Raw genomic sequence first — 13,528 nt, forward strand, 5'->3', positions numbered from 1 at the left:
AGCCGCTGCTTTGACTCCTGAGGTACCTCCCGTGGTCCGCCTGCCAGTTTTTTTTCCAACACCGGACATCGCCGGATGTCTTCGTCGCGACCTCGCGATCATTTCTTTCGAAAACCTGACCCTATGACCAATCCAGAAGGGCGTCTTGCGGCGCTACTCGAACAGATCACTGGCGGCCGTTCTGCCGAGGCCTTGCCCGAACTCGATCAATTGCTGAGCCAGCAGCCGGAACATCCTGCCCTGCTTGGGCTCAAGGCCGAAGCCTTGCGCCTGACCGGGAGCTTTGTCGAAGCGGTGGCGGTGTTCAAGCAAGCGGCCGAGAAGGGCGCCGGCGTGCGCAACTGGCTGGCTGCCGGCGTGTTGCTGGCCGCCATGCGCAGCACTGACGACGCCTTGCAGTGCCTGCTCAAGGCCCAGGAGGAGGTCCCCGACAGCGATGAAGTGCTGGACGCGCTGATCACCACGTACTTCAACGCCAACCGCCAGCAGGAGGGCATCGAGTTTGCCCGCCGCCAATTGACGGTCAGTTCCAACCCAAGGCTGTTGACCCACGCAGCCCTGCTCCTGCAAAGCAATGACCTTTACGCAGAGTCCTCCGGCGCCTTCAAGAAAATCATTGAGCTGGCGCCCGAAGACCCTGCGGTGGTCGGTGCGGCCCTGGTGCCCGCGCGCTTCACCTGCGAGTGGGAATGGGTCGAGGCGCTGCAGCAAAAGATCGGTGCCTGGTACGATCAGGGCGTATTCGATGCGCCTCAGGAATACCCGCTGACACACCTGACCTGGTGCCCGGACGAAGCGCGTAACCTCGGCGTGACCCAGGCCTATGTCAAGCGCATGGTGCCGGCGGCCGAGCCTTTGCCGGTGCAGGCTGTCGCTCCACGCCAGGGCAGGCGGATTCGTGTGGGTTACGTTTCCTGCGATTTTCGCAATCACGCGACCATGCACCTGATGGCCGGGCTGTTCGAGTCCCACGACCGTGATCGCTTCGAAGTGTTTGCCTACGATTACAGTGCTTTTGATATTTCCGAGTATCGCCAGCGATTCATCAATGGCTGTGAACATCTGGTCGCCATCCACTCCATGAGCGACCAGCAGGCCGCCGAGCGCATCGCCGCCGACCAGCTGGATATCCTCTTCGATCTGAAGCTCTACACCGGCGGTGGTCGTCCGGGCATCATGGCTTACCGACCGGCACCGCTGCAGGTGGCTTACCTGGGTTACCCGGGCAGCGCAGCGAACAACGACATCGACTACATCGTCTCGGACCGCTTCGTTACGCCTGACAGCAGCACGCCTTTTTATCCCGAAGCGTTCTGCCGCCTGCCGCACACCTACCAGTGCAACGATCGCAAGCGCAGTGCCGCCGCTCAGCCGGCCAACCGCGGTGCCCACGGTCTACCGGACGACAAGGTGGTGTTCGGTGCCTTCAACCAATCCTACAAGATCGATCGCACCAGCTTTACCGTTTGGCTGCGGGTGTTGGCCGAAGTGCCGGACAGCGTGCTTTGGCTGCTGGGCCAATGCGACGAGGCGATTGCCAACCTGACCCATTATGCGCAGCTGGCCGGCGTTGATCCGCAACGCCTGATCTTCGCTCCGTTTGCTGCACCCCAGGATCACCTGGCCCGTCTGCAACTGGCCGACGCTGTCCTCGACACCCTGGTGTGCAACGGCCATACCACCACCTCCGATGCACTCTGGGCCAGTGTTCCGGTGATCACCTCCCGCGGGAAGCATTTCTCGTCGCGGGTCAGCGAGAGCCTGCTCAACGCCATGGAGCTGCCGGAGCTGGTGGGTGTCGACCATGACGACATGGTGCGCATCGCCAGGCGCATCGGCACCGATGCCGGGTATCGGGCGGCGCTGCGTACCAAAGTCGCTGCCAATCGCTTGACGACACCGCTGTTTGATACGCTGCGGTTTACCCGTAACTTCGAAACGGCGATCGAGATGATGACCCGTCAGCATCGTCGAGGCGAGAAGGGGGCCCATATCGATGTGCCGGACTGCGGGCCGGTCGAACCGCCGAGCATCGATCAAGCAAAAGTCGAGGCAGTCGCGACGCCACTGCAAGAAACCTATCCGGCCTGCCCGTTGTGCCAGGGCAGCAGTGAAGCGGTGGGGTTTGCCAACTGCACCGGGCATGAACTGTGGCATGCCGCTCTGCCGCCTTCTCTTGAGTGGATGAAATGCGCGTCATGCGGGCATGTGCATACGCGTCACCATTGGACCTCGGCGGGCGCTACCGAAGTTGCGCGCAAGGCCGACGCCAATCGGCTGGTCATTGCTGCTGATAATTACGACGCCAGGCGGACGGCCTGGGCGCCGGTGGTGGATAAGGTCGTGAATGTGTTGGGCGGCTACCGTACAGTGCTGGGCTCGTCCCGCCAGCCAACCTGGGTGGATGCCCGCTGCGGCGACGGTTCGTTGCTCATGCTGGCGGCTGACTACGGTTTTGCCAGTGCAGGCCTGGATGCACGCCAGGAGCCTGTCGCGCGAATTCGGCAATTGGGCTTCAACGCCGTGCATGAAGACTTCATGGTCCACCTGTTCGATGCCACCTTCGATGTCATTTCGATGATGGATATGCTGGAGCATGTGGCTTATCCACGGGAGGCGCTGCTCAAGGCCGCCCAACTGCTGCGCCCGGGTGGCGTGCTGGTGCTTGGCCTACCGGATCTGAACTCTTCGAGCTGGAAAGTCATGGATGCGGCCGGCACTAATCCGTATTGGCAAGAGTTGGAAAACTTTCACCACTTCAGCCGCGAGCGCCTGATTGCCTTGCTGGCCGAGTGTCATTTCGAGGTGGTCGACATGGCCATCCCGAATCGCTACAGGGCCCATATGGAACTGTACGCGCGGCGCAAATAAGCGCAGCGGTGATGCAAAACGCCCGAGGCATTGGAAATTGCCTCGGGCGTTTTTGTTTATCCGCATGCTCCAGCCACAAAAAAGCCCCTGAACCTTTCGATTCAGGGGCTTTTCGGTATTGCTGTCTGGCTCCACGACCTGGACTCGAACCAGGGACCCAGTGATTAACAGTCACTTGCTCTACCAACTGAGCTATCGCGGAATGGCGCCTATGTTACTGATTCAAAAAGAGAAGTCAAGCATGTGATTGCAAATTGACGGATTCAATGGGACAGACGGTGGTTTATCGGTGATTGGCGGTTACCAGAATCGCTTCATGGGTCTACCATGACCGCCCGGAAGTGGTTGCACGCGCTACCGGCCATTCGCCGAAAAGGTACGCGCCATGACTCACTTGACCCCTTCAATGCCTCGAATCAATGAGGTGTTCCCATGAGCATCGCTCAGATCAGCCTGCCCAAAGGTGTCGGCCCTCACGCCGAAAAGCTGTTCGATGCAATCACCCAGGCCAATACTGCTGAACAATTGAATCGCGCGGGTGGCAAGGCCGAAGGGTTTGTCCTGGGTCTTGAAAGCACCAAGGCGATCAAGAGCCAGGTCGCTGAATCGCTCTATGTCGCGTTTGACGATGCCGCCAGCCAGCGCGCGACCGAACTGGCTTAACCGCCGAAGGTGATCGTGCCGAGCATCAGCTTGGCGTACAGCGCAGTGGCGCCCAGTTGCACCAGCCACAAGGCCAGCCCGCCGAGAAACACGCCGGCTGCGACTTGCATCACCAGGTTATTGCCGCGTTTGGCCGGGGTGCGGGGGATGAAGTCATCCAGGTCGTCGCGGTCACCGCGATCAGCGCGTAGGTCATCGATTTTCATGTCGTTCTCGTCAGAGTCGGGGTGTACATAAAACCTGTAGGAGCGAGCCTGCTCGCGAAAGCGTCAATTCGGTCAATGATGTGTTGAATTCATTACCGCATTCGCGAGCAGGCTCGCTCCCACATTTAATTTATGTGCAGTTTAGAGGTCTCGGTCAGTCCATCGGGAATTATCTGCAGCCATAAAAAACGGGAAGCCCAAAGGCTTCCCGTTTTTCGTCTCACGATGCGGTTCAGATCACCTGAACGATCGCATCCGTTACAACCTTGATGTTGCTCTGGTTCAGCGCAGCCACGCAGATGCGGCCGGTGTCCAGGGCGTAGATGCCGAATTCGTTGCGCAGGCGGTGAACCTGTTCGACGCTCAGGCCGGAGTAGGAGAACATGCCGCACTGACGTCCGACGAAGCTGAAATCGCGCTGCGGGGCGTTTTGCGCCAGCAGGTCGACCATCTGGGTACGCATGCCCTTAATACGCAGGCGCATTTCGGCCAGTTCGGCTTCCCACTGGGCGCGCAGTTCCGGGCTGTTGAGTACAGCAGCGACGATGCTTGCGCCGTGGGTCGGCGGGTTGGAGTAGTTGGTGCGGATCACGCGCTTGACTTGCGACAGTACGCGCGCGCTTTCTTCTTTCGATTCGCTGACGATCGACAGTGCGCCAACGCGCTCGCCGTACAGCGAGAACGACTTGGAGAACGAGCTGGAGACGAAGAAGGTCAGGCCCGATTCAGCGAACAGGCGCACGGCAGCGGCGTCTTCGTCGATACCATCGCCAAAGCCCTGGTAGGCCATGTCGAGGAATGGTACGTGACCTTTGGCTTTCACGACTTCCAGTACGTTTTTCCAGTCCGCCGGGCTCAGGTCGACGCCGGTCGGGTTGTGGCAGCAGGCGTGCAGCACAACGATCGAACCGTTTGGCAGGGCGTTCAGGTCCTCCAGCAGGCCAGCGCGGTTCACGTCGTGGGTCGCCGCGTCGTAGTAGCGGTAGTTCTGCACCGGGAAGCCGGCGGTTTCGAACAGTGCGCGGTGGTTTTCCCAGCTCGGGTCGCTGATCGCCACGACAGCGTTCGGCAGCAGTTGCTTGAGGAAGTCGGCACCGATTTTCAGGGCGCCGGTACCGCCAACGGCCTGGGTGGTAATAACGCGGCCAGCGGCGATCAGCGGCGAGTCATTGCCGAACAGCAACTTTTGCACGGCCTGGTCGTAGGCAGCGATGCCGTCGATTGGCAGGTAGCCACGGGAAGCGTGTTGAGCGACGCGAATCGTCTCGGCTTCGACAACGGCGCGCAGGAGTGGAATTCGCCCCTCCTCATTGCAGTAAACACCAACCCCCAGGTTGACTTTGTCAGTACGGGTATCGGCGTTGAATGCTTCGTTGAGGCCCAGGATTGGATCGCGTGGTGCCATTTCGACAGCGGAGAACAGGCTCATTTTTGCGGCGGCTCTGATAGGGGAGTGGACGGACGTGTCGCGCTCCAGCCGAATGCACTAGAGCGGTGCACAAACGGGGAGCTAGTATAGAGGCCATCTGCAATCGATGGCGACAGACGATTCGGGTTTTGAGCTAAGTTTTTCGGATTATTTTTCGACCGTTAGTCGATTGACTGCGTCAAAGACTGCAAGGGATGTAGGACGTTTGCCTTGAAAGCGCGGGCAATCGACACCACATTGAGCACAATCAAGTTTTTTCCTCGGGCGACGTGTGTCGTTTGCGGCCTTTCTCGTTCCTGTCGGTTTGACTGTGCAGGTGCGATTCCCTGCTCCGAGAACCGAGAGGTATACATGTCTGAATTTCAGCTCGTCACCCGCTTCGAGCCTGCCGGCGATCAGCCGGAAGCTATTCGCCTGATGGTCGAGGGCATCGAAGCCGGGCTGGCGCACCAGACGCTGCTCGGTGTGACCGGCTCGGGCAAGACCTTCAGCATCGCCAACGTGATCGCGCAAGTGCAGCGCCCGACACTGGTGCTGGCGCCGAACAAGACCCTGGCCGCGCAATTGTATGGCGAGTTCAAGTCGTTCTTTCCGAACAACGCGGTGGAGTATTTCGTTTCCTATTACGACTACTACCAGCCCGAAGCCTACGTTCCGTCTTCCGACACCTTCATTGAGAAAGATGCCTCGATCAACGACCACATCGAGCAGATGCGCCTGTCCGCGACCAAGGCGCTGCTGGAGCGCAAGGACGCGATCATCGTCACCACGGTGTCGTGCATCTACGGTCTGGGCAGTCCGGAAACCTATTTGAAGATGGTTTTGCACGTGGATCGCGGCGACAAGCTCGATCAGCGTGAGTTGCTGCGGCGTCTGGCCGACCTGCAGTACACCCGCAACGACATGGAGTTCGCCCGAGCGACCTTCCGCGTGCGCGGCGATGTGATCGACATCCATCCGGCAGAATCCGATTTCGAAGCGATCCGCATCGAGCTGTTTGACGATGAAGTGGAAAGTCTGTCGGCGTTCGATCCACTGACCGGCGAAGTCATCCGCAAGCTGCCGCGTTTCACCTTCTACCCCAAGAGCCACTACGTGACGCCGCGGGAAACCCTGATGGGCGCCGTCGAAGGAATCAAGGTCGAATTGCAGGAACGCCTGGAATACCTGCGTTCCAACAACAAACTGGTGGAAGCCCAGCGTCTGGAGCAACGCACCCGTTTCGACCTGGAGATGATCCTCGAACTGGGCTATTGCAACGGTATCGAAAACTACTCGCGCTACCTGTCCGGGCGCGAAGCCGGGGCGCCGCCACCGACCCTGTACGACTACCTGCCGGCCGACGCCTTGCTGGTGATCGACGAATCCCACGTCAGCGTGCCGCAGGTCGGCGCCATGTACAAAGGTGACCGCTCGCGTAAAGAAACCCTGGTGGAATACGGTTTCCGCCTGCCTTCAGCGCTGGATAACCGGCCGATGCGTTTCGACGAATGGGAAAGTATCAGCCCGCAGACGATCTTCGTCTCGGCGACACCGGGCAACTATGAAGCCGAGCACGCCGGGCGCGTGGTTGAGCAGGTGGTGCGGCCGACCGGCCTGGTGGACCCGCAAGTGGAAATCCGCCCGGCACTGACCCAGGTCGACGATTTGTTGTCGGAAATCAGCAAGCGCGTGGCGGTAGAGGAGCGGGTGCTGGTCACCACGCTGACCAAGCGCATGGCCGAAGACCTGACCGATTACCTGGCTGACCACGGCGTGCGCGTGCGCTACCTGCACTCGGACATCGACACCGTCGAACGGGTTGAAATCATCCGCGATCTGCGTCTCGGCACCTTCGATGTGCTGGTGGGGATCAACTTGCTGCGCGAAGGCCTGGACATGCCGGAAGTGTCGTTGGTGGCCATCCTCGATGCCGACAAGGAAGGCTTCCTGCGCTCCGAGCGCTCGCTGATCCAGACCATCGGCCGGGCGGCGCGTAACCTCAACGGTCGGGCGATTCTGTATGCCGATCGCATCACCGGCTCCATGGAGCGGGCGATTGGCGAAACCGAGCGTCGTCGCGACAAGCAGATCGCCTTCAACCTCGCCAACGGCATCACGCCAAAAGGGGTGTTCAAGGACGTTGCCGACATCATGGAAGGCGCCACCGTGCCGGGTTCGCGCAGCAAGAAGCGCAAGGGCATGGCCAAGGCGGCCGAGGAAAACGCCAGGTACGAAGCCGAACTGCGCTCGCCGGGCGAGGTCGCCAAGCGCATCAAGGCGCTGGAAGAGAAGATGTATCAGCTCGCCCGAGATCTGGAGTTCGAGGCTGCGGCGCAGATGCGCGACGAAATTACCAAGTTGCGGGAGCGGTTGATTACGGTTTGATCTCTAGCGTCTGATCGGGCCTCTTCGCTGGCAAGCCAGCTCCCACAGGGTTATTGGTTGTTCACACATTTTGTGCTCGACGCCAATCACTGTGGGAGCGGGCTTGCCCGCGATGAGGCCGGTGCAGGTGCTACAGAATCAATGGGCTTCCCCAGCCTTCAACCCCGCCGGCAGCTTTTTGGTCAACAACACCGCCAACATGCTGATCCCCAACGCAATCCCGACAAAGTGAAACGCATCGTTGTAGGCCATGATCGACGCCTGCTGATGGGCGATCTCGCTGAGTTTGCCCAGTGCCGCCGTTTCGTTGCCCAGTGTATTGGTCAGCGACGCCAGGCGTTCGGCCACCTGCGGGTTGCTCGGCACAATGGACTCGCGCAAATAGTCGAAGTAAACCTTGGTTCGCGCATCCAGCAGGGTAGCGAGGAGGGCAATGCCAATCGCGCCGCCGAGGTTGCGCAGGATGTTGAACAGACTCGATGCCGACCCCGCATCCTTCGGCAGGATGTACGAAGTCGCGATCAATGAGATGGTGACCATGATCAGTGGCTGTCCCAGCGCGCGGATGATCTGGATCTGATTGAACTGCGGTCCGGCGAAGTCCGGGTTCAGCACGCCTGAGGAAAAACTCGCCAGGCCAAACAGGCCGAAGCCAATCGTGCACAACCATTTTGGGGAGACAACCTTCATCAACTTGGGTACCAGCGGAATCAAGAACAGCTGCGGCACGCCCATCCACATGATCACTTCACCGATCTGCAGGGCGTTGTAGTTCTGGATCTGCGCCAGGTACAGCGGCAACAGATAAATCGAGCCATACAGGCCGACCCCCATGCCGACGCTGGAAATGCTCGACAGGCCGAAATTGCGATTGCCCAGGATGCCGAGGTTGATCAGCGGATTGGGCTTGGAAAACTGCACGATGACAAAGGTGATCAGGCTGATCAGCGCAATGCTGCCGAGGGTCACGATCAGGTCGGATTCGAGCCAGTCCTTGCGATGGCCTTCTTCCAGGAATACCTGCAGGCAACCCAGGCCGACGCCGAGGGTGACAATCCCGGCGTAGTCAGTGCTTTTCAGCAATTCCCAGTGCGCTTCTTTCTTCTCCAGGCCGTACATCAGGCCGCCGATCATGATCAGGCCGGGGGGGATGTTGATGTAGAAAATGTATTCCCAGCCCCAATTTTCAGTCAGCCAGCCGCCCAGAGTCGGTCCGATGGACGGGGCGAAGGTCGCGGTCATGGCGAACATGGCCATGCCTTTGGCGCGATGATGCTCGGGCAGTTTGATCAGTGTCAGGGTGAACGCCAGCGGAATCAGCGCCCCGCCGGTAAAACCCTGAAGTGCGCGAAAAACGATCATGCTTTCCAGGCTCCAGGCCATGGAGCACAGCAGCGAGGCGACGAGAAAACCGAGGGACACCCACACCGCCAAGCGTCGCGCCGAGAGCAACTGCACCAGCCAGGCAGTCAGCGGGATCATGATGATTTCCGCCACCAGGTAGGAGGTGGAAATCCACGAGCCTTCTTCCAGGGTGGCTGACAGCGCGCCCTGAATATCCTTGAGTGAGGAGTTGGTGATCTGGATGTCGAGTACGGCCATGAAGGCGCCGAGCATCACGCTCATCACCGCGATCCAGTCCCGGCGGGTCGGTTCCCCGACCGGTCGGATCAGTTGATCACCGGCCATCGTCAGGGGTGTCTTTGCTGCTTACCTTGGGTGTGACGGCTTCAGGCGCGTCCTTGATGTTCACTTTGGCAGTGACCGACATGCCCGGCCGGATCTTGCCACGCAGTGGATTGTCGGCGGCGAAGGTCAGTTTTACCGGTATCCGTTGCACGACTTTGGTGAAGTTGCCCGTGGCATTGTCCGGCGGCAACAGGCTGAACTGCGCGCCCGAGGCGGCGAACAGGCTGTCGACCCTGGCTTCGATCGGCGTATCGCCGTAGGCGTCAAAGATCAGTTCGGCTTTCTGGCCGGGTTGCATGTGGCCGATCTGCGTTTCCTTGAAGTTGGCCTGAATCCAGATGTCTTCATCGGGCACGATCGACAGCAAATAGGCACCGGCCTGCACGTATTGACCTTCGCGGGCCGCGCGCTGGCCGATCAGGCCGCTGATAGGCGCATGGATCTCGCTGCGAGTGAGGTTCAGTTCGGCCTGGGCCAGATCCGCCTTGGCATTGGCGATCTGCGCGTCGAGGCGTTTGATCTCGGCGGTCAGCGCGTTCACTTGCTGGCGCTGACCCTGGGCGTCCGCCTGGGCTTTGCTCAGTTGTGAGCGGGCGATATGGGATTCGGCGGAGAGGGTGGTGACCCGTTCTTCCGACACGTAACCGGGTTTGCGCAAGGTCTCGGCCCGGTTCAAATCAATCTGCGTACGGCCCAGGCTGGCCTGGCTGGAGGCTACCTGCGCATCGCTGGCGGCAATCAGGCTGGCCTGTTGGGTCAGTTTGCTCTGGGCTTGCAGGCGTTCGGCCTGGCGGGTGGCGAGGGTGGCGCTGGCGCGGTCGACGGCGAGGCGGAAATCGTCACCCTCGAGTCTGATCAGCAGCTGGCCTTTTTCGACGTGCTGGTTGTCCTGTACCAGTACCTGGTCGATGCGCGCGCCCAGCTGGCTGGACACGCGGGTGATCTCGCCCTGGACATACGCGTTGTCAGTGCTTTCATAAAAACGTCCCTTGAAGAACCAATGGGCAAAAAAGCCCCCGGCAATGAGCAGGACGATCAGCAGGAAAATGGACAGGCGACGCTTGAGTTGGGCAGGCATGGGGCAAACTGTAGTCGAGAATATATAAGGAAAGTTACCAGCAGGTGAATCTGGCATACAGCTGATAAACGGTAAATGCCATCGCTTGATATTCGGCCATTCACCGCGGCATACGGGCGTTACAGACGCAAACTTGGCTTAAATGCCCTGTTCACTGGAGCGGGGTGGGGGTCGCCTGTTACCATTCGCGGCTTGATTGTTCTTTGCTTTTCATTCTTTTCGAGACATGCCATGACCACCGTCCGCACTCGCATCGCGCCATCGCCTACCGGGGACCCCCACGTAGGTACCGCCTATATCGCCTTGTTCAACTACTGCTTTGCCAAGCAGCACGGCGGTGAGTTCATCCTGCGGATCGAAGACACCGACCAGTTGCGTTCGACCCGCGAGTCCGAACAGCAGATTTTCGACGCCCTGCGCTGGTTGGGCATCGACTGGAGCGAAGGTCCGGATGTTGGCGGTCCGCACGGTCCGTATCGTCAAAGCGAGCGCGGCGATATCTATCAGAAGTATTGCCAGCAATTGGTCGACCTGGGTCATGCCTTCCCGTGCTTCTGCACCGCTGAAGAGCTGGACCAGATGCGCGCCGAACAAATGGCCCGCGGCGAAACTCCGCGCTACGACGGTCGCGCGCTGCTGCTGTCCAAGGAAGAGGTTGCGCGCCGCCTCGCCGCTGGCGAACCGCACGTGATCCGCATGAAGGTGCCGAGCGAAGGCGTCTGCGTGGTTCCGGACATGCTGCGTGGCGATGTTGAAATCCCGTGGGATCGCATGGACATGCAAGTCCTGATGAAGACCGACGGCCTGCCGACGTACTTCCTGGCCAACGTGGTCGATGATCACCTGATGGGCATCACCCACGTGCTGCGTGGCGAAGAGTGGCTGCCATCGGCGCCGAAACTGATCCTCCTGTACGAATACTTCGGTTGGGAACAGCCGGAGCTGTGCTACATGCCGCTGCTGCGTAATCCGGACAAGAGCAAGCTGTCCAAGCGCAAGAACCCGACCTCGGTGACCTTCTACGAGCGCATGGGCTTCATGCCGGAAGCCATGCTGAATTATCTGGGGCGTATGGGCTGGTCGATGCCAGATGAGCGGGAGAAGTTCTCGCTGCAGGAAATGGTCGACAACTTCGACCTGAGTCGCGTTTCTTTGGGTGGGCCGATTTTCGACATCGAGAAATTGTCGTGGCTCAACGGCCAGTGGCTGCGTGACCTGTCGGTGGGAGAATTCGCCGCACGCGTGCAGAAGTGGGCATTCAACTCCGAATACATGATGAAGATCGCGCCGCACGTACAGGGTCGCGTTGAAACCTTCAGCCAGGTCGCACCGCTGGCCGGCTTCTTCTTTGCTGGTGGAGTTAACCCGGACGCCAAGCTGTTCGAATCGAAGAAACTCTCGGGCGATCAGGTTCGTCAATTGATGCAGTTGATCCTCTGGAAGCTCGAAAGCCTGCGTCAGTGGGAGAAGGACAGCATTACGGCGACGATTCAGGCGGTGGTCGAATCCCTGGAGCTGAAGCTGCGCGATGCCATGCCACTGATGTTCGCGGCGATCACTGGCCAGGCGAGCTCGGTGTCGGTGCTTGATGCGATGGAGATTCTCGGGCCGGACCTGACCCGTTTCCGCTTGCGCCAGGCGATTGATCTACTGGGCGGCGTGTCGAAGAAAGAAAACAAAGAGTGGGAAAAGCTGTTGGGCGCGATCGCCTGATCCTGCGCACCTGACCTTGTAGGAGCCAGCTTGCCGGCGAAGGCGACCTTGATGCTTGCATCGATCTTGCGGGCCTCTTCGCTGGCAAGCCAGCTTCTACAGTTGGAAAACCCCGGATTTGCGGGGGGAGGGTGGTAAGTGGTTGTTATGTCGGCAAAAAATTTCAAATATTTTGAAAAATAAGTTTGACAGCCTTTCGATACACCCTTAAGATTCGCCCCGTCCTCAGCGATGACATCAACGATGAGGGGCTATAGCTCAGCTGGGAGAGCGCTTGCATGGCATGCAAGAGGTCGACGGTTCGATCCCGTCTAGCTCCACCAATTTACACTTCAAGGTCTGGCCACACCGACCTTGAAGCGATCAACACTCAGCGTTGATCAGTTGTATAGAAGGGTTTGCGTCCCCTTCGTCTAGTGGCCTAGGACACCGCCCTTTCACGGCGGTAACAGGGGTTCGAGTCCCCTAGGGGACGCCAGTTTTACAGAAGCGATGTTGCACGATGTCGCTCCGCCGCGAGGCGAAAAATCCGGGGCTATAGCTCAGCTGGGAGAGCGCTTGCATGGCATGCAAGAGGTCGACGGTTCGATCCCGTCTAGCTCCACCAATTTTACAGTTCAAGGTCTGGCCACACCGGCCTTGAATCGATCAGCTCTCAGCACTGATCAGTTGTATAGAAGGTTTGTGTCCCCTTCGTCTAGTGGCCTAGGACACCGCCCTTTCACGGCGGTAACAGGGGTTCGAGTCCCCTAGGGGACGCCACGATTACCCGCTCTGCGGGATTTTATAAGGGTCATTCAATTATTGAATGGCCCTTTTGTTTGTCTGGCGTTTGGCCAAATCTCCCTCTCTCTTTCACACTGTTCTTCAGACCAGCGGTCACATCCACGACTTGCAGAAAATTATTATGAGAATAATATTCTAGTCGTAATATTCGGAGGCATCGATGAACGATAAAAAAGCTCAAACCCGCGAACGCATCCTCAAGGCTGCCAGCGCAGCGCTGATTCAGCGCGGCCCGGCCGAGCCGAGCGTGGGCGAAGTCATGGGGGCGGCCGGCCTGACCGTCGGTGGTTTCTATGCGCACTTCGAAAGTAAGGACGCGATGATGCTGGAGGCGTTCAAGCAATTGCTGGGTCGTCGTCGCGACCTGATTGCCGACATGGACGCCGAGTTGACCGGAGAAGAGCGTCGCGCCCTGGTCGCTGCGTTCTATCTGTCGCGCAAACACCGTGATTCCAGCGAGTCTGCGTGCCCGATTCCGGCCTCGATCGGCGAGCTCGGACGTCTGCCGGAGACGTTCAGAATTGCACTGAACGAGCATTTGGAACTGATGGTCGCGCAGTTGGCGGCCAGTCCTGAAGACACCGACAAAGCCCTGGCCGATATGGCCTTGATGGTGGGCGGTCTGGCGCTGGCACGGGCGCTGGGTCCCGGTGATTTATCCGATCGATTACTGCGCGCTGCCAAGTCGGCGGTGCGTTGACCTGAAGGCAGCAGCCTGAGGAAAGA

At 59.4% G+C, this 13,528-nt stretch carries 9 protein-coding genes and 5 tRNA genes; 9 read left to right on the forward strand and 5 right to left on the reverse strand.

Going from position 1 to position 13,528, the window contains the following annotated elements; all coding sequences use genetic code 11:
* Positions 1 to 123 precede the first annotated feature (123 nt).
* Positions 124 to 2,871: an O-linked N-acetylglucosamine transferase family protein gene (locus tag LAB08_RS08860; protein ID WP_172901622.1), complete on the forward strand. Its 2,748-nt coding sequence runs from the start codon at positions 124 to 126 to the stop codon at positions 2,869 to 2,871.
* Positions 2,872 to 2,997: 126 nt separating this feature from the next.
* Here the strand turns inward: LAB08_RS08860 and LAB08_RS08865 are convergent.
* Positions 2,998 to 3,073: transfer RNA gene (locus tag LAB08_RS08865), tRNA-Asn, on the reverse strand.
* Between the two features lie 230 nt (positions 3,074 to 3,303).
* On the opposite strand from LAB08_RS08865, the gene LAB08_RS08870 reads away from it, so the two are divergent.
* Entirely contained in the window at positions 3,304 to 3,534 is a 231-nt protein-coding gene (locus LAB08_RS08870; protein WP_096512575.1) for a hypothetical protein, read from the forward strand.
* Here LAB08_RS08870 and LAB08_RS08875 read toward each other — a convergent pair.
* Both LAB08_RS08875 and LAB08_RS08880 read right to left on the reverse strand, forming a co-directional pair.
* Entirely contained in the window at positions 3,531 to 3,740 is a 210-nt protein-coding gene (locus tag LAB08_RS08875; protein WP_096512574.1) for a hypothetical protein, read from the reverse strand. The genes LAB08_RS08870 and LAB08_RS08875 overlap by 4 nt on opposite strands.
* Positions 3,741 to 3,972: 232 nt before the next feature.
* Entirely contained in the window at positions 3,973 to 5,169 is a 1,197-nt protein-coding gene (locus LAB08_RS08880) for an amino acid aminotransferase (protein ID WP_096512573.1), read from the reverse strand.
* Positions 5,170 to 5,520: 351 nt separating this feature from the next.
* Here LAB08_RS08880 and uvrB point away from each other — a divergent pair, with 351 nt between their 5' ends.
* Positions 5,521 to 7,536, forward strand: a complete 2,016-nt coding sequence (uvrB, locus tag LAB08_RS08885) for an excinuclease ABC subunit UvrB (protein ID WP_096512572.1) — start codon at positions 5,521 to 5,523, stop codon at positions 7,534 to 7,536.
* A 138-nt stretch (positions 7,537 to 7,674) separates the two neighbouring features.
* Here the strand turns inward: uvrB and LAB08_RS08890 are convergent, their stop codons facing one another.
* A complete protein-coding gene (locus tag LAB08_RS08890) occupies positions 7,675 to 9,225 on the reverse strand; it encodes an MDR family MFS transporter (RefSeq protein WP_096512571.1) in 1,551 nt (516 codons plus the stop codon).
* Positions 9,215 to 10,303 carry an HlyD family secretion protein gene (locus LAB08_RS08895; RefSeq protein WP_096512570.1) on the reverse strand — a complete coding sequence of 363 codons (1,089 nt, stop codon included), beginning with the start codon at positions 10,301 to 10,303 and terminating at the stop codon, positions 9,215 to 9,217. The genes LAB08_RS08890 and LAB08_RS08895 overlap by 11 nt, the downstream gene beginning before the upstream one ends.
* A 231-nt stretch (positions 10,304 to 10,534) precedes the next feature.
* Between LAB08_RS08895 and gltX the strand changes: the two genes are divergently transcribed.
* The 6 genes from gltX to LAB08_RS08925 all read left to right on the forward strand — a co-directional run bounded on the left by gltX (position 10,535) and on the right by LAB08_RS08925 (position 13,502).
* The gene (gltX, locus tag LAB08_RS08900) at positions 10,535 to 12,016 is read left to right on the forward strand and encodes a glutamate--tRNA ligase (RefSeq protein ID WP_096512569.1); all 1,482 of its coding nucleotides are present in this window, start codon (positions 10,535 to 10,537) and stop codon (positions 12,014 to 12,016) included.
* Positions 12,017 to 12,263: 247 nt separating this feature from the next.
* A tRNA-Ala gene (locus LAB08_RS08905) sits at positions 12,264 to 12,339 on the forward strand.
* 79 nt (positions 12,340 to 12,418) lie between these two features.
* Positions 12,419 to 12,494: transfer RNA gene (locus tag LAB08_RS08910), tRNA-Glu, on the forward strand.
* 53 nt (positions 12,495 to 12,547) lie between these two features.
* A tRNA-Ala gene (locus LAB08_RS08915) sits at positions 12,548 to 12,623 on the forward strand.
* Between the two features lie 79 nt (positions 12,624 to 12,702).
* Positions 12,703 to 12,778: transfer RNA gene (locus LAB08_RS08920), tRNA-Glu, on the forward strand.
* Between the two features lie 184 nt (positions 12,779 to 12,962).
* The gene (locus LAB08_RS08925) at positions 12,963 to 13,502 is read left to right on the forward strand and encodes a TetR/AcrR family transcriptional regulator (protein ID WP_096512568.1); all 540 of its coding nucleotides are present in this window, start codon (positions 12,963 to 12,965) and stop codon (positions 13,500 to 13,502) included.
* The last annotated feature ends 26 nt before the right edge of the window (positions 13,503 to 13,528 follow it).

This window comes from Pseudomonas izuensis, assembly GCF_002356535.2.
GTDB lineage: Bacteria > Pseudomonadota > Gammaproteobacteria > Pseudomonadales > Pseudomonadaceae > Aquipseudomonas > Aquipseudomonas izuensis.